Source organism: Achromobacter pulmonis (assembly GCF_902859765.1).
In the GTDB taxonomy this organism is placed as follows: Bacteria; Pseudomonadota; Gammaproteobacteria; order Burkholderiales; family Burkholderiaceae_B; genus Achromobacter; species Achromobacter pulmonis.
Genome location: NZ_CADIJV010000020.1, coordinates 1 through 22,196, shown reverse-complemented (window position 1 = coordinate 22,196; position 22,196 = coordinate 1). Strand labels below are relative to the sequence as shown.

21 protein-coding genes and 1 tRNA gene are annotated in these 22,196 nt (G+C 66.1%); 13 read left to right on the top strand and 9 right to left on the bottom strand.

Features of this window, described 5'->3' with window-relative positions:
• From HV701_RS16745 to HV701_RS16710, 8 genes are read left to right on the top strand one after another with little or no spacing between them, the layout of a single operon-like run.
• Positions 1 to 1,782 (top strand): AAA family ATPase, encoded by a 1,782-nt coding sequence (locus HV701_RS16745; protein WP_175134157.1) that lies wholly within the window; start codon positions 1 to 3, stop codon positions 1,780 to 1,782.
• On the top strand, positions 1,779 to 2,144 hold the full coding sequence (locus tag HV701_RS16740) for a hypothetical protein (RefSeq protein WP_175134156.1): 366 nt from the start codon (positions 1,779 to 1,781) through the stop codon (positions 2,142 to 2,144). Before HV701_RS16745 ends, HV701_RS16740 begins: the two co-directional genes overlap by 4 nt.
• Positions 2,141 to 2,455, top strand: a complete 315-nt coding sequence (locus HV701_RS16735) for a hypothetical protein (protein ID WP_175134155.1) — start codon at positions 2,141 to 2,143, stop codon at positions 2,453 to 2,455. Before HV701_RS16740 ends, HV701_RS16735 begins: the two co-directional genes overlap by 4 nt.
• 2 nt (positions 2,456 to 2,457) lie before the next feature.
• Complete coding sequence (locus HV701_RS16730) at positions 2,458 to 2,862, top strand: hypothetical protein (RefSeq protein ID WP_054432441.1); 405 nt, start codon at positions 2,458 to 2,460, stop codon at positions 2,860 to 2,862.
• A complete protein-coding gene (locus HV701_RS16725) occupies positions 2,856 to 3,863 on the top strand; it encodes a hypothetical protein (protein WP_054432442.1) in 1,008 nt (335 codons plus the stop codon). The genes HV701_RS16730 and HV701_RS16725 overlap by 7 nt, the downstream gene beginning before the upstream one ends.
• On the top strand, positions 3,856 to 4,230 hold the full coding sequence (locus HV701_RS16720; protein ID WP_175134154.1) for a hypothetical protein: 375 nt from the start codon (positions 3,856 to 3,858) through the stop codon (positions 4,228 to 4,230). The genes HV701_RS16725 and HV701_RS16720 overlap by 8 nt, the downstream gene beginning before the upstream one ends.
• The gene (locus HV701_RS16715; protein WP_054432444.1) at positions 4,230 to 4,481 is read left to right on the top strand and encodes a helix-turn-helix transcriptional regulator; all 252 of its coding nucleotides are present in this window, start codon (positions 4,230 to 4,232) and stop codon (positions 4,479 to 4,481) included. Before HV701_RS16720 ends, HV701_RS16715 begins: the two co-directional genes overlap by 1 nt.
• 13 nt (positions 4,482 to 4,494) lie before the next feature.
• A complete protein-coding gene (locus HV701_RS16710; protein WP_054432445.1) occupies positions 4,495 to 5,736 on the top strand; it encodes a tyrosine-type recombinase/integrase in 1,242 nt (413 codons plus the stop codon).
• Positions 5,737 to 5,900: 164 nt separating this feature from the next.
• On the opposite strand, the gene HV701_RS16705 is transcribed toward HV701_RS16710, so the two are convergent.
• From HV701_RS16705 to leuC, 9 genes are all read right to left on the bottom strand, one after another.
• Positions 5,901 to 5,977, bottom strand: a tRNA-Val gene (locus HV701_RS16705).
• 234 nt (positions 5,978 to 6,211) lie between these two features.
• Positions 6,212 to 6,874, bottom strand: a complete 663-nt coding sequence (locus HV701_RS16700; RefSeq protein ID WP_175134153.1) for a phosphoribosylanthranilate isomerase — start codon at positions 6,872 to 6,874, stop codon at positions 6,212 to 6,214.
• A gap of 99 nt (positions 6,875 to 6,973) precedes the next feature.
• Positions 6,974 to 8,068 (bottom strand): TRAP transporter substrate-binding protein, encoded by a 1,095-nt coding sequence (locus tag HV701_RS16695; protein WP_175134152.1) that lies wholly within the window; start codon positions 8,066 to 8,068, stop codon positions 6,974 to 6,976.
• Between the two features lie 36 nt (positions 8,069 to 8,104).
• Entirely contained in the window at positions 8,105 to 8,926 is an 822-nt protein-coding gene (gene truA, locus HV701_RS16690) for a tRNA pseudouridine(38-40) synthase TruA (RefSeq protein ID WP_175134151.1), read from the bottom strand.
• A 3-nt stretch (positions 8,927 to 8,929) separates the two neighbouring features.
• On the bottom strand, positions 8,930 to 10,651 hold the full coding sequence (locus HV701_RS16685) for a type IV pilus assembly protein FimV (RefSeq protein WP_175134150.1): 1,722 nt from the start codon (positions 10,649 to 10,651) through the stop codon (positions 8,930 to 8,932).
• Positions 10,652 to 10,917: 266 nt separating this feature from the next.
• Entirely contained in the window at positions 10,918 to 12,048 is a 1,131-nt protein-coding gene (gene asd, locus HV701_RS16680) for an aspartate-semialdehyde dehydrogenase (RefSeq protein WP_175134149.1), read from the bottom strand.
• A 231-nt stretch (positions 12,049 to 12,279) separates the two neighbouring features.
• Positions 12,280 to 13,356 (bottom strand): 3-isopropylmalate dehydrogenase, encoded by a 1,077-nt coding sequence (gene leuB, locus HV701_RS16675; RefSeq protein ID WP_175134148.1) that lies wholly within the window; start codon positions 13,354 to 13,356, stop codon positions 12,280 to 12,282.
• A 37-nt stretch (positions 13,357 to 13,393) separates the two neighbouring features.
• Positions 13,394 to 14,044, bottom strand: a complete 651-nt coding sequence (gene leuD / locus HV701_RS16670; protein WP_175134147.1) for a 3-isopropylmalate dehydratase small subunit — start codon at positions 14,042 to 14,044, stop codon at positions 13,394 to 13,396.
• A gap of 22 nt (positions 14,045 to 14,066) precedes the next feature.
• Positions 14,067 to 15,470 (bottom strand): 3-isopropylmalate dehydratase large subunit, encoded by a 1,404-nt coding sequence (gene leuC, locus HV701_RS16665; RefSeq protein ID WP_175134146.1) that lies wholly within the window; start codon positions 15,468 to 15,470, stop codon positions 14,067 to 14,069.
• A 517-nt stretch (positions 15,471 to 15,987) separates the two neighbouring features.
• On the opposite strand from leuC, the gene HV701_RS16660 reads away from it, so the two are divergent.
• The 5 genes from HV701_RS16660 to HV701_RS16640 are packed head-to-tail and all read left to right on the top strand — an operon-like array spanning position 15,988 to position 22,004.
• On the top strand, positions 15,988 to 17,499 hold the full coding sequence (locus HV701_RS16660) for a TolC family outer membrane protein (RefSeq protein WP_175134145.1): 1,512 nt from the start codon (positions 15,988 to 15,990) through the stop codon (positions 17,497 to 17,499).
• 23 nt (positions 17,500 to 17,522) lie between these two features.
• The gene (locus HV701_RS16655; RefSeq protein ID WP_175134144.1) at positions 17,523 to 17,735 is read left to right on the top strand and encodes a hypothetical protein; all 213 of its coding nucleotides are present in this window, start codon (positions 17,523 to 17,525) and stop codon (positions 17,733 to 17,735) included.
• On the top strand, positions 17,719 to 19,884 hold the full coding sequence (locus HV701_RS16650) for a type I secretion system permease/ATPase (RefSeq protein WP_419761623.1): 2,166 nt from the start codon (positions 17,719 to 17,721) through the stop codon (positions 19,882 to 19,884). Before HV701_RS16655 ends, HV701_RS16650 begins: the two co-directional genes overlap by 17 nt.
• A gap of 7 nt (positions 19,885 to 19,891) precedes the next feature.
• On the top strand, positions 19,892 to 21,328 hold the full coding sequence (locus HV701_RS16645) for an HlyD family type I secretion periplasmic adaptor subunit (protein ID WP_236756904.1): 1,437 nt from the start codon (positions 19,892 to 19,894) through the stop codon (positions 21,326 to 21,328).
• 19 nt (positions 21,329 to 21,347) lie between these two features.
• Entirely contained in the window at positions 21,348 to 22,004 is a 657-nt protein-coding gene (locus HV701_RS16640; RefSeq protein ID WP_175134142.1) for a response regulator transcription factor, read from the top strand.
• Positions 22,005 to 22,196 lie beyond the last annotated feature (192 nt).

Below are 22,196 nucleotides of genomic sequence, written 5' to 3'. Positions count from 1 at the left end.
ATGCGCATCGCCCACATCAACATCGAGAACTTTCAGGGCGCCCGCGCCGTCGATCTCGACATGCGCACGCCTGTCGCTCTGATCGCCGGCCCGAACGGCGCCGGAAAGTCCAGTATCGCCGAGGCCGTGCGCCTCGCGCTGCTGGGCACGCCCGAACGAATCGGCCTGAAGAAGGAGTTCGGCGCGCTGGTCACGGAAGGCGCAAAGGCCGGCGCCGTCGCGCTGGACCTAGACAACGGCGCCGTCGGCATCAGCCTCCCGAAGGGCACGCAGTCGGGCGAGGTGCTGGTGCCGCCGTCGCCGGCACTGCCATACGTCCTGGCGCCCGACCGGTTCGCCGCGGCCAAGCCGGATGAGCGCCGCACCCTGCTGTTTGCCTTGAGCGGAACGAATGTGAAGGCCGACGAGATTGAACGCCGCCTGCTGGCCCGTGGATGCCACGCGACGCTCGTAACGCAGATCAAGCCGATCTTTCGCACCGGCTTTTCCGCCGGCGCAGAACATGCCAAGCAGGAGGCCACGCAGGCCAAAGGCGCGTGGAAGGCCGCCACGGGCGAGCAATGGGGAAGCCAGAAGGCCGATGGCTGGGCGGCTGAGGTTCCCCCCTTCGACCAGGCCGCCCTGGTGGGCGAACGCTCGGCGCTGGCAGAGGTCGACGCCAAGCTGGAGCAGTACACCAAGGCGCTGGGCGCTCTCGAACAAAAGGCCAGGTCTTTCGCCGCGGCGCGAGATCAGGACGCGGCGCGGCAAGCGCAAGCCGCGAAGCTGCCCGCGCTGCGCCAAAAACTGGAGTTCGACCTGGACGAGCATGAAAAGGCGGCCGCCCACGTCGAAGCGTTGCAGGCCAAGGCCGGTGCTGGCCCGCGCGTGGGATTGGTCCACGATCTGGCGCTCTGCCTTTCCCAGCTCTGGAAATCCGAGGCGTCCAAGAACGTGGCCTTCGGCATCGGCCTGGACATAAAGTCGGTGCTGGCGACCTATGAGCGCCAGTACGGCAAAATCGGCGCCGCCGGCGATACGGAAGCCGCCGCGGCGTTGCCCAAGGCCATCGAAGCCCGCGACCTGATGGCGCGCAGCGTCGAGAACGACCGCCGCGATATTGCCGCAGCGGAAGCAGCGGCGGCCCAGTTGCAGGACGCCTCCGCGCCGGAGGCGATCGAGCCCGCCGACGTCGAAGCGGCCCGCGCGAAGGTGACCGCGCTGCGCGCCGAGCGCAAGGCGCTCGACGACCGCGTGCAGGCGCTGCTGAACGCCAAACAGGCCGCCACCAGCGCCGCAGAGCGCACGGCGAATGCTACGCGTTATCACGGCGACGTGCTGGCTTGGCTGGCAATCGCCGACGCGCTGTCGCCCGATGGCATCCCGGGCGAGATCCTCGCCGAAGCCCTGCAGCCATTCAACGCCAAGCTCGCCGATCTGGCCAACCTGGCTGGGTGGTGGGTTCCCTCGATCGCGGCCGACATGGGTATCACCTGGGGAGGTCGGCCCTACCGGCTGCTGTCGGAATCCGAGCGCTGGCGCGTCGACGCTCTGATCGGTGCCGCGCTGGCGGAGATCTCGGGCCTGCGCTGCCTGATCCTGGACCGCTTCGACTGCCTGGACCTGGGCGGCCGCGGCGACGCCCTGGGGCTGGTCGACGCCCTGGCCGCCGACGACCGCATGGACACCATCCTGGTGCTAGGCACGCTCAAGGCCGCGCCGGCGGCGCCGTCGGATATGTTCACAGTCGTCTGGATCGACGAGGGCCAGGTCGGCCACGCCAAGCTCCGGGAGGCCGCATGAAAGCCGCCCGCTACCACTCGGAAGAAATGCAGATTGCGCGCCGCGATGCTGGCGACCAGCTGCGTAAGCTCGGTGCCCCGGTGAAGGCAACTACGACCGTCCTGCAGATGGCCGAAATGATCGCGGAGCGCACTGGCTGGCCCGTACCGGCGGCCACGCCGACGGCCGTCCTGCCCTACCTGGTGCGGTTCCTCGATATCAGCCGCGCCGGCGCAACCCCGCCGCCTTATCGGCCGGTGGCGCGCCGCCCTATGCAGTACGACCTTGCCATGCGCACGGCGGCGGCCCGCGCGGCGGCCGCGCAGCCGCACCTGATCCCGGCGTCCAGCAACGTCATCACCTGGAGGGAACTGCCGCTATGAGCTTCCACCACAACCTCGCGCGCCTGCGCGACGCCGCCGCGACCAGGGTCCGTGGCGAAGCACCCGATAGCTGCCGCGTCCTGCGCGAAGACCTGCGCGCCCTCCTCTACGTGATCGATCGCATGGAGGCAGACCAACCCGCCGCGAACGCGGCGCCGCCCCTGCACGCGGCCGCGGCGCGCCTCACCAGGCTGGCTCAGGAGACACGCGCCATCTATGGCCAGGAAACCAGCGCCGGCGGTGAGCCGGCCTATCCCTCGTGGACCGACGACGTATTCGCGCTCGTTGCCGCAATTCGCATTGGAGCCTAACCATGACCAATACCAACACGCAGCCCGGCGCGGCGCCTGCCACGGGCAACACTGAGAAGGAACAGGAGATGTACGCCGCAGGCCTGGAGATGGGCGAGGCGAACGCCAAGAACAATGCGGCGATCCGCATGGCTGCGGCCCCTGGCGATGCGCCGGGTACGGCGCTGCCGCCCTTGGACGCTGACCTCATCGAAATCCTGGGCCGCCCGAACTTCATGTGCGGCGGTATCGCGACGCTGCTGCGAGCGGATGGCCACGACATCAAGCGAAAGGCCGAGCATGAACAGGCGGCGACGATTCACTTCCTGCTGGGCCATTACCTGAAACATGGGCCTGAGTGGCGCGAAGCCGCCGGCTCAGCGCTCGACGCCATTGCGTCCCAACGCAAAGGGGACGGGAGATGCTGACCATCAAGGAAAAGCCCGGCTCCATCACCGTGGCCGAAATGCGCAAGCACTTCGAACAGGGCATCAACAACACGCCGGCGCTCAAGGAAAACACGCCGCTCGGCATCATGGAAATCAACGGCGATTTCGCCTACTACATGGACTCCGACACCGACACCATGTGGCTGGGCTTCGCGCTCGGTATGCGGGCCGCCGAGCGTGTGGCCCGCGCCGCCCCGGCAAGCGCCGCTGTGGCCTCTGTAGGCGATGCACATGGTCGATGGTGGCACACCAAGGGGGACCCGCAAGAGCGTCATCTGGCGCAGGCCCGCGGGCTTGTAGTTGGGGAGACGCAGCGTCCCTACTGCTATGCGCTTGAATCCCGGGACCGGGAAGGTGTCCTGGTCGATATCGAATACAACCGCGTGGACAGCTTCAGTGGGGGCCGCACGGGAGGCAAGGCACTGTACGACCACGCCGCGCCCCAGGCCAGCGCCAAGGACGGAATGACGTCGTCGCCTGACCTGGCCACGCTGGTGTACTTCATCTTCGATCGCTTCGGCCGCCCTGGAGATGCCGGTGAACTTCCCACTGACGTGGCGGCGGCCGTGCGGCGGCTGGAAGCCAGAATTCAGTCCCAGGCGGACAAGGACGGCGCGCGCGGCGGTGCTGAAACCGGCCCGCGCGATGGCGCCCGTCGGGGCCATAAATCGACCGAGACCCGCGCCAGTTCTGGGCTTGATGGTGTCGCCCAGTTGGCGGATACCGTGGTGCTGCCACCGCTGCCGGCGGAACTCCGAGACACGGAAACCGAATCGCGCGCTTACGCCCGGGCGGCGGTCCTGAACGACCGCCAGCAGCACGCCGGGGAGGTAGAGGCAGCGTGGGCGGAATGCCGAGCCGAAGTCGGAGCAGCGGGATGGACCTTATCCGAGTCGGTCAACTATCACGGCTTCTTCTTGCACGGCTGGCGCGCCGCGCTTTCTGCCGCCCAGCCCGAACAGGGGGGACGCGATGCCTAGCCCCATCCTACCGGCTGGCCATGCCGCGCTCAACGCTGAGCGCGCGGGCCAACCCTATCAGCCATCCAATGGCACCGAGGGCGAATTCTTCTTCGACGCCTGGTGCCGCGGCTGTGCCTGCGACCGCGCCATGCGCGAGGGCGACGACGTCAACGAGTGCGACGACAACGAGGTATGCGGCCTGATCGCGCTGTCCATGGCGTTCAAGCCCGGCGATGCCGAATACCCCGCCGAGTGGCAATACGACAAGACTGGCCAACCCTGCTGCACGGCATTTGTGCCGGCCGGCGAGGCTCTCCCGATGCCGCCTTGCGCGCACACCATGGCGCTGCCGCTGGGCGCCGACATCGACAATAAGGAGATGTGATGGCACACGCAGCCCAACACCAAGCACCAGCCGCTGCCGCACCGGCGCCGATCCATCCGGAGGGCCTGTACCGCTGGAGCCAATTCTCCGCGCTGATCCCCTTTTCGCGCGAGACCTGGCGCCACCGCATCCTGCAGGGCCGCGCGCCGCGGCCTGTGTCCCAGTCTACGAACTGCACCGCCTACAAGGGCGCCGACATCCTGGCTTGGCTGGCTGACCCCGACGGCTATAAAGCCGTTCCGAAAAAGTGAAATCGAGGAAGAAATGGCACGTCAAGTAGTACCACTCACTGACCCCAAATGCCGGCTGGCCAAGTTCAGCCCTTCCGGCGGAAACAAGCTGTTCGACGGCGGGGGCCTGTTTCTGGAACTCCTGCGCTCCGGTGCCAAGAAATGGCGCGTGCGTTACCGCAGCCCGGTTACAGGCAAGGAGAGCATGCTCACGATCGGCGACTACCCGGCCGTGCCGCTGGCCCGAGCCCGCGCCGAGCGCGCGCGTATCGACCAACTGCTGGCGAAAGGGGATGACCCTGTCGCCCAGAGACAAGAAGATGCGCGAGCCCAGAAGGCCGAAGCTGAACGGCAATTCCAGGCGGTGGCCCAGGAACTGCTCGAGCTGCGGCGGCCGGCCTGGAGCGCTGGCTACCATGCGCGGATCTCGAACACGCTCAAGAACGACGCCTATCCATACTTCGGCGCCGATGCGGTGGACGCGATCCCGGGAAAGGTCGTGCTGGATGCCGCCAAGCGGATCGAAGCCCGCGGCGCGCCGGATATGGCCGACCGGTTCATCAGCGCCACCAGCATGGTGTTCCAGTACGCCGTGGGCACGGGCCGCGCGCCGGCGGACCCCACCCAGGGCCTGAAGAAGTTCCTGGACCCGCGCGCGCCGGTGAAGCACTTCCCCCACGTGAGCGAGGCGAGCCTCGGCACGCTGATCGCCCGCGTCAAGAACTATCACGGCCGGCCGGAAACGCGCATCGCCATTCAAATCATGATGCACACCTTCCCGCGCACCAACGAGCTACGCTGGGCGGCCTGGGTCGAGTTCTCCCGCGCTGACGCGCTGTGGCTGATTCCGGCCGGCCGAATGAAGGGGACGCTGATCGCGAAGGAAACGGGTGCCGACCACACCATCCCTCTGTCGCGCCAGGTGCTGGCCCTGTTGGAGGAGCTGGCGCAATACACCGGCCGGTACCGGCTGCTGTTCCCGGGGTTGCGAGATCCGGCCAACACACCCATGAGCGCCGAGACCATAAACAAGGCGCTCAAGATCCTGGGCTTCGAGGGCGAGCAAACCGGACACGGGTTCCGCGGGCTGGCGTCGACCATCATGAACGAGCGCAGCGGCGCGCGGCCGGAAGTGATCGAACGCCAACTGGCCCACAAAGAGCGCAACATGGTGCGTCGCGCGTACAACCACGCCGAGTATCTGGACGAGCGCCGGCAGCTGATGCAGTGGTGGTCGGATTATCTCGACCAATGCGCGGCCAAGGCGGAAAAATGAGGGCCGCGGGGCCTACCCTTATTATTTTTGGCCCTACCCTCATTTCTACCCTTAAATCGCTTGGCGCCACTTGGCAGCACTTGGCAGCGCACAAAGCAAAAAGCCGCGAAGTCAAAGACTTACGCGGCTTTTAAGGCGGTGCTTGGCACCACTTTGCAGGAATTTGGTAGGCGGTATTGGAATCGAACCAACGACCTCCACGATGTCAACGTGGCGCTCTAACCAGCTGAGCTAACCGCCTGCAAAGAAGAAGAATTATATAGTGCTTTTTTAAACTATGCAAATCGTCTTTTCAGATTTTTTGCTGTGTTCATTGCGTGGGGGTTTATCGCCGCATCGGCCAGTTTTTTATCAAGCTATTTTTTTCAGCCTGATCGCCACAGCGGTTTTACCAGTTTGGTTTCACCTGCCATTTGGCGCACTTGCCTTGCAATGCACTCACCACACGCTGCCCACTTGCACCGGCAACTTCTTCCTATTTCTTCGCGTCCGCAGCATGCACCGCAGCAACGAAGACCGAGATTCTATCAGAACTTTTTATTCCTTGCTCGACCTCGACGCCGCTACTCACATCGACCGCCCACGGCCGCACGGCCTGCACCGCGGCCGCGACGTTGTCCGGGTTCAACCCGCCCGACAGGACCAGCGGGCGCGACACCGCATCGGCCTTCACGTCGTCCAGCAAACGGTAGTCAAAGCCATGGCCGCTACCGCCGTAGCCAGCGCTGTAGCTGTCGAATAGCCAGGCGGCGGCCTCACCGTAGGCACGGCAATAAGTGGCCAGGCTTGCGGCCGTTTCCAGGCCGGGCGCGCCGGCGCGGAACGCGCGCAGGTAGCGGCGGCCATGGCGCGCGCACTCCTGCGGCGTTTCGTCACCGTGGAATTGCAGCAACTCGGGGCCGACTTCGTCCAGCACGGCCCGCACCTCGTGCGGCTGCGGATTCACGAACAGTGCGACCACATCAACGAACGCCGGCACCACGCGACGCAGTTGCGCGGCTCGGGTTGGCGTGACATAGCGCTTGCTCTTCGGGTAGAAGACAAAGCCGATCGCATCGACGCCCGCCGAGACGGCGGCATCGATGTCTTCTTCGCGGGTCAGCCCGCAGATCTTGATGCGTGTGCGCATGGCATTCATTGCTTGTGTCGCCCAACGCGACGAATGCGGCCAGTATAAGGGGTGAGCCCGCAACGCAGGCAGACCCAGCCCGCGCCACGCCAGCCCCAGCACCTGCGCTCAAGCGGCCGGCTGGCCGAGCGTGGCCATGAGGGAATCGAAGCTGCCCTCGGCCACGCGGAACCAGGGAATCTCCTTATCGCGAAAGGCCGCCATGCTCTCGTATAGCTTCTTGAACATCGGATCCTTGGCGCTCAATTCCTGGTAAAGCTGGAGCGCAGCCGCATGCGCGGCCTGCAGCACCGGCCTGGGAAATGCCTTGAGCTGGGCGCCGTGCTGCACCAGCCGGCGCAGGGCATCGGGATTGCCGGCATCGTACTTCGCGATCATGTTGGTGGTGGCCATCCGGCAAGCCAGCCCGAGCGCCGCCTGGTAGGACTTGGGCAGTTCGTCATACGCCTGCTGGTTCACGTAAAGCGACAATTGCAGCGTACCCGCCCACCACCCAGGGAAGTAGTAATTCCGGGCGACCTTGTAAAGCGCCAGGTTTTCGTCGTCATACGGACCGATCCAGGCCACCGCGTCGACCCCGCCCTGCTCCAGCGCCGCATAGGTGTCGGCAATGGGCAGGTCGACGGGCACCGCGCCCATGCGCGCGAGCACCTGGCGTGCAAAACCGCCAGCCTTGATCTTCAAGCCGCGCAGGTCATCCACCGTTTTGACCTCGCCCCGGAACCAGCCCCCCATCTGCGCGCCGGTGAATCCGCAGGGAAAATTCAGGATGCCATACTTGTCGAACAGCACACGCGTCAGCGCCAGGCCTTCTCCCTGCAGCATCCAGGCGTTCATCTGCCGGGTATTCAGGCCAAACGGCACCCCGGCGTCGAAGCACAACGCCGGATCGGTGTCGAAAAATCGGGTCGAAGCGGTGTGGCCGCAATCGACAACGCGTTGCTGCACGGCATCCAACACCTGGCCAGCGTCCACCAGCTCGCCAGCCGAAAAGACCTCGATGCGAAACTTGTCGTCGGTGACGTCGGCGACATAGCGCGCCACGTCTTGCGCGCCGGCGAACAGGGTCGGCGACTCATTGGGGAAACTCGACGCCAACCGCCACGACACCGGCGCAGCCTCCTGCGCATGAACCGGGGCAGCGATCACTGCGCCGCTGGCGGCACCCAGGGCGGTTCGCTTCAAAAACGCGCGGCGTTGCATGAGACAGGCCTCCATTGGGCGCCGGCACCCGGCCGGCTAGATCCGGCTAGCTGCCGGCTGGGTAAATGGCGAGAGCAACACCGCCCCGCCATCCAGCTCGTCCAGGCCGAACTCGTCCGGATAGTCGATGGCCGACAGGTACAGGCCATCGGGAGAAAACGTGGGCGCGCCACGCCTGCGGTCGCGCCAGGACAGCAACTGCGCCATCCAGTCGACCGACTCGCGGCCCTGCCCGATCTGCAGCAGCGCCCCCATGATATTGCGCACCATGTGATGCAGGAAAGCATTGGCCCGCAGCGTGAACACCAGGAAGGCGCCGCGTTCGTCGATGTCCAGTTGGTGCATGACACGCACCGGATGCCTGGCCTGGCATTGCGAGGAACGGAAACTGGAAAAGTCGTGCTCGCCCAGCAGGGCGCGTGCCGCCAGGCGCATGGCATCGACATCCAGCGGCTGGTGGCACCAGCCGGCGCGACCGGCCCACAAGGCGGGGCGCACGCGGCCGCGCCACAATAGATAGACGTAGGTACGGGCCCGGGCCGAAAAGCGGGCATGAAAATCGTCAGGCACCGCTTTGGCCCACTGCACGGAAATGCTGGGGGGCAGGAACGCGTTCACGCCCCGGACCCAGGACTCCATGCGCCGCGCCAATGGCGTATCCAGATGAATCACCTGCATCGCGCCATGCACACCGGTATCCGTGCGGCCGGCGCAGATGGTGGGTACAGCCTCCGTCACGCCGCAGAATTGCGCCAGGGCGGTTTCCAACGTGTCCTGCACCGTCTGCCGGTGCGGCTGGGTCTGCCAGCCCTGCCAGGCGGAGCCGTCATACGCCAGCCCCATTGCAACTCTGGACATTGCTCAGATCCGGGAACTGCCCGCCGGGCGCGGTTCGTCCGTGGGCGGTTGATCGAGATCGAGATTGATGGCGTCGAGCTTGCGATTCAGCGCCGCCGTATCGAGCGCCGGCTCGTTGTAGTCATAGGTTTCCTCATCGTCATCGCCGCGGCGGGCGCCTGCGCGCCGCAACAGCCACGCAATGGCGAAGGCGATCAGCGCCAGCACGGCGGTGACGATGATGAGCAGATTGTCGGCCAACCAGGCCGGCATGGAAGAAGTCAAATCCTTATCCTTGTTCTGGGCCGCCGCGGCTCCCGCGGCGGCCTTGTCTTGTTGCGTGGCGGCGATCGACGCTCCCGGGGTGCCCGGCGTACCGGAAGCCCCCGCGGTACCTGCGGCGCCCGTGGCACCCGAAGCACCTGCGGCCCCCGAAGCACCCGCGGCACCCGAAGCACTTGCGGCCCCCGAAGCACCCGCGGCACCCGGCGCACCTGCGGCACCCGGAGCACCTGCGGCACCCGAAGCACCTGCGGCACCCGGAGCACCCGCGGCACCCGAAGCACCTGCGGCACCCGGAGCACCCGCGGCACCCGGAGCACCCGCGGCACCCGGAGCACCTGCGGCACCCGGAGCGCCCGCGGCACCCGGGGCGCCCGAAGCACCCGCTGCGCCTGCGGCCCCTGGCGTACCCGGGCTGCCCGCCGCACCCTGCTCGGCCACGGCCTTGTTCAATTCACTGACGTTGCTCTCCAGCTGATTCACGCGGCCCTGCGCATCCGCCATCGCGCGCTCGTTGGAGACGCGCTGGTCGCCCTGCGCTTCGGCCTGCGCCGCGGCAGCGCCCTGGGCCTGCCCGGAGGACAGGCGCACCCGATCCTGCGGCTGCGTGGCCGTGGCCACACCCGTATCACCGGGCCGGGTCACGGTGCCCGAGCTGGCGTCCTGGCCCTTGACCACGGCGGGATTGGCGCCAGCCGCCGCCCCCAGACGGGCGCGATAGCGGGCGAAGGCCTCGGCATGTTCGTTGAAAATCCGCCGCGCTTCGGCCGGATCGATCGCGCGCACCGTGGCGGCATCGGGGATCGCCAGCTTGCGACCGGCCCGCACCAGATTCATATTGTTCTGGATGAAGGCGTCGGGATTGGCGCGCCACAGCGCCACCAGCATCTGGTAGACCGAGGCGTTGGGCACCGCGTTGCGTCGCGCAATGGCGAACAGCGTGTCGCCCGATTTCACGTTGACCCAGCCGGAGCTGCCCCCCGTCCGCCCCGGCTCGCCCACCGCCGCCGGCGTGACGTCGGCGCCGGCGCCGCGCAGCGGCACCAGGATGCTGACCTGGACCTGCCGCTGGCCGGAACTGGAACTGATATCCAGCAACAGATCGACCGCGCCGCCGGCCGGCGCCTGAGTCGACCGCACCCGCAGGTTCTTGCGGGTTGGGTCCATGCCGTCCTCGACCCGCACCACCAGGCTGGCCAGCGGCGCGGGCGGTTTCAGGCCCGCGCGCTGCCAGGCCGCCTCGTCGGCCACCGACACGCGCAGCGACGCCAATTCGTCGGGAGACAGTTCCTGCAGCCCGACCAGCGCCTGCAACGGCGCGCCCGGCGCCGACACGACCCGCGAGTGTCCGATCCGCATCGCCAACGCCGGGCTGCAAGCGCCCGCGCCGATGGCCAGCGCGACCGCCCACTGCAGGGCCTTCAAACGGCGGGCATGCTTCACTTGGCGCGAACGCTGGGTCATAAGCTGGAATTCCGTTCTTGTCGTCGAATAATCGGGCGCGGGCTGTTCGTGGCGATCGCGTGAGAACAAGCCTCAATTCACCGGAAAAGTGTAATGGATCGAGCGCGTTTCACAAACCTGAAAGGCGCATCGGCGTTGGCTGGCGGGCACATTGCCAGCCGCATCCGAGGCTCTGGCCGTCCCGGCGCAAACGACAAAGGCACCCGCGGGTGCCTTTGTGGATGCGATCCTGTCGCCACCGGGCGGCCCGTGCCGCCCGCCAGGCCTCAGGCTTCGGCCAGCGCGATGCGCAGCATGCGGCGCAGCGGCTCGGCGGCGCCCCACAGCAACTGGTCGCCGACGGTGAAAGCGCTGAGGTACTGCGGGCCCATCGACATCTTGCGCAGGCGGCCCACCGGAATATCCAGGGTGCCCGTGACCGCGACCGGGGTCAGGTCGCGGATGGTATCTTCCTTGGTGTTGGGAATCACCTTGGCCCACTGCGTGCCCTGGGCGATCAGCCCTTCGATCTCGTCCAGCGGCAGGTCGCGCTTGAGCTTGATGGTCAGCGCCTGGCTGTGGCAGCGCATCGCGCCGATGCGCACGCACAGGCCGTCGATCGGCGTCGCGGGCGTGCCGAAGGCGGCGCCGCGACCGAGGATCTTGTTGGTCTCGACCTCGCCCTTCCACTCTTCCTTGGACATGCCGTTGCCCAGGTCCTTGTCGATCCAGGGGATCAGGCTGCCGCCCAGCGGCACGCCGAAGTGCTCGTGGGGCAGCGCCTCGTCCTTCTGCTTGGCCAGGATGCCGCGATCGATTTCCAGGATGGCCGAGGCCGGGTCGTCCAGCAGCGGCTTGACGGCGTGGTTCAGTTCGCCGAACTGGGTCAGCAGCTCGCGCATGTGCTGCGCGCCGCCGCCGGAAGCGGCCTGGTAGGTCATGGTGGTCATCCACTCGACCAGGTCATTGTTGAACAGGCCGGCCAGGCCCATCAGCATGCAGCTGACCGTGCAGTTGCCGCCGACGAAGTTGCGCACGCCGCGCTTGAGCGCGGCGTCGATCACGGGACGGTTGACCGGGTCCAGCACGATGATGGCGTCATCGGCCATGCGCAGCGTGCTGGCGGCGTCGATCCAGATGCCGTTCCAGCCCGCGCCACGCAGCTTCGGGTAGACCTCGGAGGTGTAATCGCCACCTTGCGCCGTCACGATGATCGGCAGTTTTTTCAGAGCGTCGATGTCGTAGGCGTCATGCAGCGGGCCCGCGCCAGTCGCCCAAGTGGGGGCGGCGCCGCCAGCGTTGCTGGTGGAGAAAAACACCGGTTCGATCAGTGCGAAGTCGTTCTCGTCGCGCATGCGTTGCATGAGCACCGAGCCGACCATACCGCGCCAGCCGACAAGGCCTACTGCTTGATTCATTTCAATCGCTCTTTAAAGGGGGTGACAAGGTGTGGTGAAAAAACGTGCAATAACCCAACAATTTATCAGAATGCACGCGTAGATGTTGCGGCGCACCTGGAAAAAACGGGGCCACCATCAGTGCCACCCCGCTTTCGCGGCGCGCCGGCAACGACGGCATGCAAAGGGGCCGCCCGGCGGGCGGCCCCTGGAAATCGGGACCGCGCCGCAAGGGCGCGCCCCTTGCATGCGTCAGGCCAGGGCTTTGAGGACGGCGTCGCCCATGCCCGAAGTGCTGACCTTGGTGGTGCCCGGCTCGAAGATATCGGCGGTGCGCAGGCCATCGGCCAGCACCCGACGGACGGCAGCCTCGATGCGGTCGGCCTGCGGCGCCAGGTTCAGCGAGTAGCGCAGCAGCATGGCGGCCGACAGGATAGTCGCCAGCGGATTGGCGATGCCCTGGCCGGCGATGTCGGGAGCCGAGCCGTGGCTGGGCTCGTACAGGCCCTGGCCGCCGGCGTTCAGCGAGGCCGACGGCAGCATGCCGATGGAGCCCGTCAACATGGCGGCCTCGTCCGACAGGATGTCGCCGAACAGGTTGCCGGTGACGATCACGTCGAACTGGCGCGGGTTGCGCACCAGCTGCATGGCGGCGTTGTCGACGTACATGTGCGACAGCTCGACGTCCGGATAGTCGCGCGCCACTTCGATGACGATGTCGCGCCAGAACTGCGAGGTCTCGAGCACGTTGGCCTTGTCGACGCTGCACAGCTTCTTGTTGCGCTTCTTGGCGGATTCGAAGCCGATGCGGGCGATGCGGCGTACTTCCGATTCGGCGTAACGCATCGTGTCGTAGCCTTCGCGTTCGCCGCTGAAGGCACCGTCCGGCGATGCGCGCACGCCGCGCGGCGTGCCGAAATAGATGTCGCCGGTCAGTTCGCGGATGATCAGGATGTCCAGGCCGGACACGATCTCGGGCTTGAGCGACGAGGCGCTGGCCAACTCGGGATAGAGGATCGCCGGACGCAGGTTGGCGAACAGGCCGAGCGCCTTGCGCAGGCCCAGGATGGCCTGCTCGGGACGGAATTCGCGCGGCAGGCTGTCGTACTTCCAGTCGCCGACGGCGCCGAACAGCACGGCGTGCGATTCCTTGGCCAGCTTCAGCGTGGCCGGGGGCAGCGGGTGCTCGAACTCGTCGAAGGCGGCGCCGCCAACGGCGGCCTGCTTGATGTCGAACGGCACGTCCAGCGCCTGCAGGACGCGCACGGCCTGTTCGACGATTTCGGGGCCGATGCCGTCACCCGGCAAGACTGCGATGTTGTGAGTCATGGAAAAAACGGTCCTGTGGTCGGTATGAAGGGTCGGGTCAGGCGATCGGCCGGCTTTCCAGCCAGGGATGGCGGGCCAGGCGTTCGGCCTCGAAGGCGCGGATCTTGTCGGCGTGGCGCAGGGTCAGGCCGATGTCGTCGAAGCCGTTGAGCAGGCAGTACTTACGGAACGGCTCGATGTCGAACTTCATCGCGCGGCCATCAGGCGTCACCACCACCTGACGGTCCAGGTCGATATTGAGCTTGTAGGCCGGGAATGCCTTCACTTCGTCGAACAGCCGGGCCACTTCGAGCTCGGACAGCACGATCGGCAGCAGGCCGTTCTTGAAGCTGTTGTTGAAGAAGATGTCGGCGTAGGACGGCGCGATGATGGCGCGGAAACCGAACTGCGTCAGCGCCCAGGGCGCGTGCTCGCGGCTCGAACCGCAGCCGAAGTTCTTGCGCGCCAACAGCACCGAGGCGCCCTGGTAGCGCGGCTGGTTCAGCACGAAATCGGGGTTGAGCGGACGCTTGCTGTTGTCCATGCCCGGTTCGCCGTGGTCCAGGTAGCGCAGCTCGTCGAACAGGTTCGGGCCGAAGCCGGTGCGCTTGATGGACTTGAGGAACTGCTTCGGGATGATGAGGTCCGTGTCGACGTTTTCGCGGTCGAGCGGAGCCACCAGGCCTTCGTGAGTGGTAAATGCTTGCATGATGTCGGTACTCGGTGGGCGCTTAACGGAACGTGCGGACGTCGACGAAATGGCCGGCCACGGCGGCGGCCGCGGCCATCGCCGGGCTGACCAGGTGGGTGCGGCCGCCCTGGCCCTGGCGGCCTTCGAAGTTGCGGTTCGAGGTCGAGGCGCAGCGCTCGCCGGGCTCGAGCCGGTCGGCATTCATGGCCAGGCACATCGAGCAGCCCGGCTCGCGCCATTCGAAGCCCGCCTCGATGAAAATCTTGTCCAGGCCTTCACGCTCGGCCTGCTGCTTGACCAGCCCGGAGCCCGGCACCACCATGGCCTGGCGCACGTTGGAGGCCACGCGCTTGCCGCGCGCCACGACGGCAGCGGCGCGCAGGTCCTCGATGCGCGAGTTGGTGCAGGAACCGATGAAGACACGGTCGACGCGGATGTCGGTCAGCGGCGTATTGGGCTTGAGCCCCATGTATTCCAGCGCGCGTTCCATGCCGCTGCGACGCACGTCGTCTTTTTCGCGATCGGGGTCCGGCACGCGCGCGTCGACCGGCAGCACCATTTCGGGCGAGGTGCCCCAGGTGACCTGCGGCTTGATGTCGCGGGCGTTGACCTCCACCACCGTGTCGAACCTGGCGCCTTCGTCGGTGTGCAGCGTGCGCCAGTAGCCCACGGCCTGGTCCCACAACACGCCGGACGGCGCGAACGGGCGGCCACGGAAGTATTCGATGGTCTTGTCGTCGACGGCGACCATGCCGGAGCGGGCGCCGGCCTCGATGGCCATGTTGCAGACCGTCATGCGGCCTTCGACCGACAGCGCGCGGATGGTGCTGCCGGCGAACTCGATGGCGTGGCCGGTACCGCCGGCGGTGCCGATGATGCCGATGATGTGCAGGACCACGTCCTTGGCCGTACAGCCGAACGGCAGTTCGCCCTCGACCTTGATCAGCATGCTCTTGGCCTTCTTCATGAGCAGCGTCTGCGTGGCCAGCACGTGTTCCACCTCGGACGTGCCGATGCCGAACGCCAGTGCGCCCAGCGCGCCGTGCGTGCTGGTATGCGAGTCGCCACAGACCACGGTCATGCCCGGCAGGGTCGCACCCTGCTCCGGCCCGATCACGTGGACGATGCCCTGGCGCAGGTCGTTCATGCGGAATTCGGTGATGCCGTATTTGTCGCAATTGGCGTCGAGCGTGTCGACCTGCAGGCGCGAGATCGGATCGTCGATACCCTGGGCGCGGTTCAGCGTCGGCACGTTGTGGTCGGCGACCGCCAGGTTGGCGCCATTGCGCCACGGCTTGCGGCCGGCCATGGCCAAGCCTTCGAAGGCCTGCGGGCTGGTCACTTCGTGCAGCAGGTGGCGATCGATATAGAGCAGACAGGTACCGTCTGATTCCTGGTGGACGATGTGGGCGTCCCAGAGTTTGTCGTAAAGGGTTTGGGCCATGGATGCGCTCTGCAAATAGACAAATCCGGCTGGTGCCTGACGCGGGGCCCGCAATGGGCCTCGCCGCCGGCCGCTGCGGCATGAAGGCGATTATGCCCACGCTCTCAACCTAGTACAACCACACCAAACATACTAGTACCAACACTACCATGGTGCCACGCTCCTCGCCTGACGGCACAGCCGTGTGACGCTGGCAATAGCGCCAAAATCCGGATAATCAAAAAACCACATCGAAAAAAACAATTTCTATACAAAAGACGTAACCGGATATAATCGCGTTTCAATGTGGCAAAGCAGAAACCGAAATAGTGTGCAATAAAACGCATCAATGGTTTTTGATTAATCCGTCCATATTGAATTTCGTATAAATCACGTCATTTTTCGTGATCTATTGCGGAATAAATTCCGACGGGCCGGCAAATTCCGTCAAGACTTTACAAACCTTGACTCGCCAATTCTGACATTTGCAAACAATATGCCGGCTATGAATCCCACACTTGACTCGCGAATAATCCCTATGGCTTCGTTTCTGCTTAAAACCACGGTTTCCGCCCTGGCCTTTGCGTTCGTTCCCGCCACGTTTGCCCAACAGCCGGCAGCGGTGGATTCCAGCTCCTCCGCTCCCGGTACCACCACCCTGAACCAGATCGTCGAGCAGACCCTGCTCAGCAATCCGGAAATCCAGGCCAAGTACCATGACTTCCAGGCTTCGCTGGAAGGCCAGGCGGTGGCGCGCGGTGCATTCTTCCCGCAAGTCAACGCGATCGGCTACGTCGGCCGTGAATACCGCAACAACGTGCCCGGTGTGGGGTCGCAGAACTGGAACCGCCCCGGTTACAACTTCGAATTGCGCCAGCTTATTTTCGACGGCTTCCGCACCAGCAACGACGTCAAGCAGGCCGGTTTCGACAAACTGGCGCGCTTCTATGATGTGCTGGCCACCAGCGACAGCACCGCCCTGGCCGCGGTGCAGGCCTATATCGACCTGCAGCGCTATCGCGACATGGAGCTGCTGGCCCGCCAGAATTATTCGCTGCACGAGGAAACCCTCAAGCAGATCGGCCAGCGCGCCGAGTCCGGCGTCGGCCGACGCGTCGACCTGGAACAGGCCGGCGGCCGTCTGGCGCTGGCCCAGACCAACCTGATGACCGAAACCACCAACCTGCTGGACGTGCAGCAGCGCTTCCAGCGCGTCACCGGTGCCCTGCCGCCCGAGTCGATGCAGCCGGTGCCCGATATATCCGACAAGCTGCCGACCAAACCCGGCAACTTCAATGAGTCGCTGCGCCGCAATCCCAGCTTCCTGTCCAAACAGGCCGCATTGCAGGCGGCGGAAGCCGGCGTAGCCTCGTCCAAGGGCGCGTTCTCGCCCAAGTTCGAGTTCGTCGCCGCCACCGGCCGCGACCAGAACGACCCCACGCCGGAGAACCGCAATATCCGCAGTTCCAGCGTCCAGCTGGTCATGAACTACAACCTGTACCGCGGCGGCGCCGATTCGGCGCGGGTGCGCCAGACGGCCGCCCAGTCTTACGCCGCCCGCGACGTGCGCGACTACACCTGCCGTAACGTGCAGCAGGACCTGGCCGTGGCCTGGAACAACGTCACCAGCCTGCAGGAAAAGCTGCCGTTCCTGCGCGACCACGAAATGGCCACGGCCAAAGTGCGCGACGCCTACCGCCAGCAATTCCAGATCGGCCAGCGCACCCTGCTCGACCTGCTCAACACCGAGAACGAGTTGTTCGAATCGCGCCGCGCCTTGACCAATGCCATCTATGACCTCAGGCTGGCGCAGTATCGCTGGCTGGCGCTTTCGCATAAGCTGCTGCCAGCGCTCTCACTGCAGCCGGCGCGCAACGAAATGCCCGAGGAAAACGGCAAGCTGGTGGTGTCCGACGACGTCATCCGCCTGTGCAATTCCACGGTGCCCGATTCGGCGCGGCTGACGCCGGTGCGTGTGCAGTACAACGAAGGCACCCTGCCGCCCACGCTGGTGCCGCTGAACGCGCCCGCCACCCAGGCCCGCCCCTGACGCGGCGCGCGCAAGGAGGCCATATGGCTACTGAGGACAACGACTTTTCACGGTTGGATGCGGACTTTGTCCGCGTGTTGGAAGACTTGATCGATGCCTTGATCGCCAATGGCACCTTGCGCATGACGGACCTGCCGGTACAGGCCCAGCAAAAACTCACCCAGCGCAAGCAACAGCGCGCGCGCCTCTCGGAGCATCTGGACCTGCTGGATGACGATGATGGACAAGTTATCTGACGCCGCCGCCCGCGAGTGGCGCGCCGACGCTCGCGCCGCGCACGACGACCCGTTGCTGGATTGCCTGGTCGAGATCACGCGGCTGCATGGCGTGGCGGCCACCGCGCAGGCGCTGACTGCCGGCCTGCCCCTGGAAGAGCACCGGCTGACGCCGGCGTTGCTGCCGCGGGCCGCGGCGCGCGCGCAATTGTCGGCGCGGGTGGTCAAGCGCCCGCTGGAAGGCCTGCCGTCAGACCTGCTGCCGGCCATCCTGCTGCTCAACGGCGAACGCGCCTGCCTGCTGCTCAAGAAAGACGGCGACACCTGTGTGATCAGCCATCCCGAATTGGGCGGCAGCGCCGTCGAGATGAGCGCGGCCGAGCTGGACGCGCAATACACGGGCCTGGTGTGCTTCGTGCGCCCGCAATTCCGCTTCGACGCGCGCGCGCCGGAAGTGACCAAGGTGCGCGAGCGCCATTGGTTCTGGGCCGCCATCATGGAAAACCGGCGCCTGTACCGCGACGCGCTCATCGCCGCCCTGCTTATCAACATCTTCGCCATGGCGATGCCGCTGTTCACCATGAACGTGTACGACCGCGTGGTGCCCAACAACGCCGTCGAGACGCTATGGGTGCTGGCGCTGGGTATCACGCTGGTGGTGATCTTCAACATGATCCTGAGCACGGCGCGCTCGCACGTGGTCGACAGCGCCAGCAAGCGCGTCGACGTGCGGCTGTCGGCGCAGATCATGGAACGGGTGCTGGACCTGCGCCTGGAAGGCCGGCCGGTCTCGGTCGGCTCGTTCGCCGCCAACCTGCGCTCGTTCGAGTCGATCCGCGATTTCATCGCCTCGGCCACCATCACCACCCTGGTGGACCTGCCCTTCATCCTGCTGTTCCTGGCGGCACTGGCGTGGGTATCGCCGTGGCTGGTGCTGCCGCCGGTGGTGGCGATCGTGCTGATCCTGGTGGTGTCGCTGGCGGCCCAGGCGCGCATGGAGGCGCTGACGATGGCGTCGTTCCAGGCCTCGTCGCAACGCAACGCCACCCTGGTCGAGGCGCTGACCGGGCTGGAAGCGGTCAAGACCCTCAATGCCCAGGGCGCGATCCAGCGCAATTGGGAACGCTCCACCGAGTTCATCGCCCAGACCGGCGGCAAGCTCAAACTGATCTCCTCGTCCACCGTCGGCTTCGTGCAGGCGGTGCAGCAATTGGTGTCGATCTCGGTGGTGATCATCGGCGTGTACCTGGCGCAGGAATCGGCCCTGTCGATGGGCGGCATCATCGCCGCCTCGATGATCGCCGGGCGCTGCCTGGCGCCGCTGGGCCAGGTGGCCGGCCTGCTGATGCAGTACCAGAACGCCCGTACCTCGCTTGGATCGATCGACAGCTATATGAATCTGCCGATCGAGCGCCCGGCCGAGGCCGAGTTCCTGCACCGCCCGGTGTTCCATGGGGCGCTGGAGTTCCGCGACGTCAGCTTCACCTACCCGGGCAGCACCCAGCCGGTCCTCAAGAAAGTCTCCTTCAAGCTCAAACCGGGCGAAAAGGTCGGCATCATCGGCCGCATCGGCTCGGGCAAGACCACCCTGGAAAAGCTGGCGCTGGCGCTGTACCAGCCGACCGAAGGCGCGGTCTTGCTGGACGGCGTGGACGTGCGCCAGATCGACCCGGCCGACGTGCGCCGCGCCATCGGCCACGTGCCGCAGGACCCGCTGCTGTTCTACGGCAGCCTCAAGCACAACCTGGCCATGGGCGCGCCCTACGCCGATGATGCCAGCATCCTGGCCGCCGCCAACTTGGCTGGCGTGACCGAATTCGCCAACCTGCATCCCAACGGCTTCGACATGCTCATCGGCGAGCGTGGCGAATCGCTGTCCGGAGGCCAACGCCAGTCGGTGGCGGTGGCGCGCGCGCTGATCAACGATCCGCCCATCCTGCTGCTGGACGAACCCAGCAGCAACATGGACCACCAGAGCGAGGCGCAACTGCGCCGCCGCCTGGGCGAAGCCAGCGCCAACAAGACCATCCTGCTGGTCACCCACCGCACCGCCCTGCTGGATCTGGTCGACCGCCTGATCGTCATCGATAACGGCCACATCGTGGCCGATGGCCCCAAGGAACAGGTCGTCGAAGCCCTGCGCCAGGGTCGCGTCGGACGCGGGAGCTGAGAGCCGCATGGACAATACCACCGCCATCCAGAAACCCGCTGCTTCCCGGCCCGGCCTGCTCAAGCGGCTGTGGCTCAAGCTGCGCGGCGTCTTCATCTATTTCTTCGACCGGCTGCTCGACGGCGCCGAAAAGGGCAAACCCAAGGCGCGCACCGATTACGTCGGCAACGCCGAATGGGTCATCCACGAATCCCAGGCGCGCGGCGCCCGCGTGCTGCTGTGGGCCAGCCTGCTGGCCGTGCTGCTGTTGCTGCTGTGGGCGGGTTTCGGCTACATCGACGAGGTCGTGCGCGGCGAAGGCAAAGTGGTGCCGTCGCGCCAGGTGCAGATCATCCAGAGCCTGGACGGCGGCATCGTCGAGGAAATCCTGGTCAAGCCGGGCCAGGAGGTCGAGGCCGGGCAGATCCTGCTCAAGCTCGACCCCACCCGCTTCGCCTCGTCGCTGGGGGAAAACAACGCGGAATACCTGTCGCTGCTGGCCAAATCCGCGCGGCTGAAGGCACTGGCGACCGGCGAGCCGTTCGTCGCGCCCGAAGAGGTGTTGAAGCAGGCGCCTGGCCTGGTCGAAATGGAACGCAACGCCTGGCAGGCCCGCACCACCGAACTGAACGCCACCGTCAATGTGGCCCGCGAACAGCTCAAGCAGCGCCAGGAAGAGCTGCGCGAAACCATCGCCAAGCGCGACCAGGCCTCGACCAGTTGCAGTCTGACCTCGCGCGAGCTGCAGGTGACCCGGCCGCTGCTCAAGAGTGGCGCGGTGTCCGAGGTGGATCTGCTGCGCCTGCAGCGCGACGTGGCGCGCTACTGCGGCGAACAGAAAGGCGCCGAGGCCCAGATCGGCCGCATCGAGGCGTCGATCAAGGAAGCCCAGAGCAAGATCGAGGAATCCGAGCTGAATATCCGCAACCAGGCCCGCAACGAGCTGTCCGAGACCAACACCAAGCTGTCAACGTTGCGCCAGGGCAAGCTGGCCCTGGCCGACCGCGTAAAACTGGCGGAAGTGCGGGCGCCGGTGCGCGGCACGGTCAAGACGCTGTTCAACAACACCGTCGGCGGCGTGGTGCAGCCAGGCAAGGACATCATCGAGATCGTGCCCAAGGACGACACCCTGCTGCTCGAGGTGCGCATCCTGCCGCGCGACATCGGCTTCCTGCACCCCGACCAGAAGGCCGAGGTCAAGTTCACCGCCTACGACTTCGCCATCTATGGCGGGCTGGAAGGCAAGGTCGAGCAGATCGGCGCCGACACCGTGACCGACGAGAAAGGCAATTCCTATTACGTGGTGCGGGTCCGCACGGACCGCAGCACGGTGGGCGACAAGAACCTGCCCATCATTCCCGGGATGGTGGCCGAAGTCCACATCCTGACCGGCAAGCGCACCGTGCTGCAATACCTGCTCAAGCCGGTGCTGCGCGCGAAGGCCAATGCTTTCACCGAGCGTTAGAGGAGAGCGAGAAGGCATTATGAAATCCGTTCCCGTCCTGTTGATTACGCACGACGACCTGCTGTGGCAGCATTGGCGCGCGCTGGACCCGGTGCGCTGGCTCGCGGCCCGCGGACGCGGCCTGGCGGACCTGCAACGCTGGCGCGAACAGGGCCGCATGCTGGTGGTGCTGGACAGCGACCTGCCGCGGCTGCCGTCCTGGCATGACCCTGCCTGGCAGGCCCAGTTCGCCGGCCTGCGGGTGGTAGTGGCCAGCCCCAGCCCCAATGACGAACAGGGCACCCAGGTCCTGGGCGCCGGCGCGTTGGGTTATTGCCACAGTTATGCCCCCGCCACGGCCCTGTCGCAGGCGCTCGAGGTGGTTGCCTCCGGGGGTATCTGGATGGGACGCTCGCTGGTCACCCGCCTGCTGCGGCTGGTGTCCGAGCGGGCCCAGGATTCCCGCTCATGGGACAACGGCCTGCTGACCGAGCGCGAAGTCACCGTGGCGCGCTATGCCGCCAGCGGCCAATCCAACGCCCAGATCGCCGACGCCCTGGGCATCACCGAACGCACCGTCAAGGCGCACCTGTCGGCGGTCTTCGACAAGCTCGAGGTCACCGACCGCCTGCAACTGGCGCTGCGCGTCCACGGCATTTCGGCATCGGCCGACGCGCGCAGCCAAATTCCCTCCTGAACCTGTCCTTGAGGACAATACCGCCGCGCGCCAGCGCCCTCTAGTATCTGGCCATCTTGGATAACTCCCTGAAACGGAACCAACATGGCCAACTCCTCCCCCGCAGTCGTCACTGAAATCACCGGTCGCGCGTGGATACGCAACAGCGACGGGTCCCTGACCGAGTTGCATCAGGGCAGCAACGTGCCCGCC

Coding starts and splice junctions, on each gene's coding strand:
- HV701_RS16745 (WP_175134157.1), top strand. CDS start 1: ATGCGCATCGCCCACATCAACATCGAGAACTTTCAGGGCGCCCGCGCC.
- HV701_RS16740 (WP_175134156.1), top strand. CDS start 1,779: ATGAAAGCCGCCCGCTACCACTCGGAAGAAATGCAGATTGCGCGCCGC.
- HV701_RS16735 (WP_175134155.1), top strand. CDS start 2,141: ATGAGCTTCCACCACAACCTCGCGCGCCTGCGCGACGCCGCCGCGACC.
- HV701_RS16730 (WP_054432441.1), top strand. CDS start 2,458: ATGACCAATACCAACACGCAGCCCGGCGCGGCGCCTGCCACGGGCAAC.
- HV701_RS16725 (WP_054432442.1), top strand. CDS start 2,856: ATGCTGACCATCAAGGAAAAGCCCGGCTCCATCACCGTGGCCGAAATG.
- HV701_RS16720 (WP_175134154.1), top strand. CDS start 3,856: ATGCCTAGCCCCATCCTACCGGCTGGCCATGCCGCGCTCAACGCTGAG.
- HV701_RS16715 (WP_054432444.1), top strand. CDS start 4,230: ATGGCACACGCAGCCCAACACCAAGCACCAGCCGCTGCCGCACCGGCG.
- HV701_RS16710 (WP_054432445.1), top strand. CDS start 4,495: ATGGCACGTCAAGTAGTACCACTCACTGACCCCAAATGCCGGCTGGCC.
- HV701_RS16700 (WP_175134153.1), bottom strand. CDS start 6,874: ATGAATGCCATGCGCACACGCATCAAGATCTGCGGGCTGACCCGCGAA.
- HV701_RS16695 (WP_175134152.1), bottom strand. CDS start 8,068: ATGCAACGCCGCGCGTTTTTGAAGCGAACCGCCCTGGGTGCCGCCAGC.
- truA (WP_175134151.1), bottom strand. CDS start 8,926: ATGTCCAGAGTTGCAATGGGGCTGGCGTATGACGGCTCCGCCTGGCAG.
- HV701_RS16685 (WP_175134150.1), bottom strand. CDS start 10,651: ATGACCCAGCGTTCGCGCCAAGTGAAGCATGCCCGCCGTTTGAAGGCC.
- asd (WP_175134149.1), bottom strand. CDS start 12,048: ATGAATCAAGCAGTAGGCCTTGTCGGCTGGCGCGGTATGGTCGGCTCG.
- leuB (WP_175134148.1), bottom strand. CDS start 13,356: ATGACTCACAACATCGCAGTCTTGCCGGGTGACGGCATCGGCCCCGAA.
- leuD (WP_175134147.1), bottom strand. CDS start 14,044: ATGCAAGCATTTACCACTCACGAAGGCCTGGTGGCTCCGCTCGACCGC.
- leuC (WP_175134146.1), bottom strand. CDS start 15,470: ATGGCCCAAACCCTTTACGACAAACTCTGGGACGCCCACATCGTCCAC.
- HV701_RS16660 (WP_175134145.1), top strand. CDS start 15,988: ATGGCTTCGTTTCTGCTTAAAACCACGGTTTCCGCCCTGGCCTTTGCG.
- HV701_RS16655 (WP_175134144.1), top strand. CDS start 17,523: ATGGCTACTGAGGACAACGACTTTTCACGGTTGGATGCGGACTTTGTC.
- HV701_RS16650 (WP_419761623.1), top strand. CDS start 17,719: ATGGACAAGTTATCTGACGCCGCCGCCCGCGAGTGGCGCGCCGACGCT.
- HV701_RS16645 (WP_236756904.1), top strand. CDS start 19,892: ATGGACAATACCACCGCCATCCAGAAACCCGCTGCTTCCCGGCCCGGC.
- HV701_RS16640 (WP_175134142.1), top strand. CDS start 21,348: ATGAAATCCGTTCCCGTCCTGTTGATTACGCACGACGACCTGCTGTGG.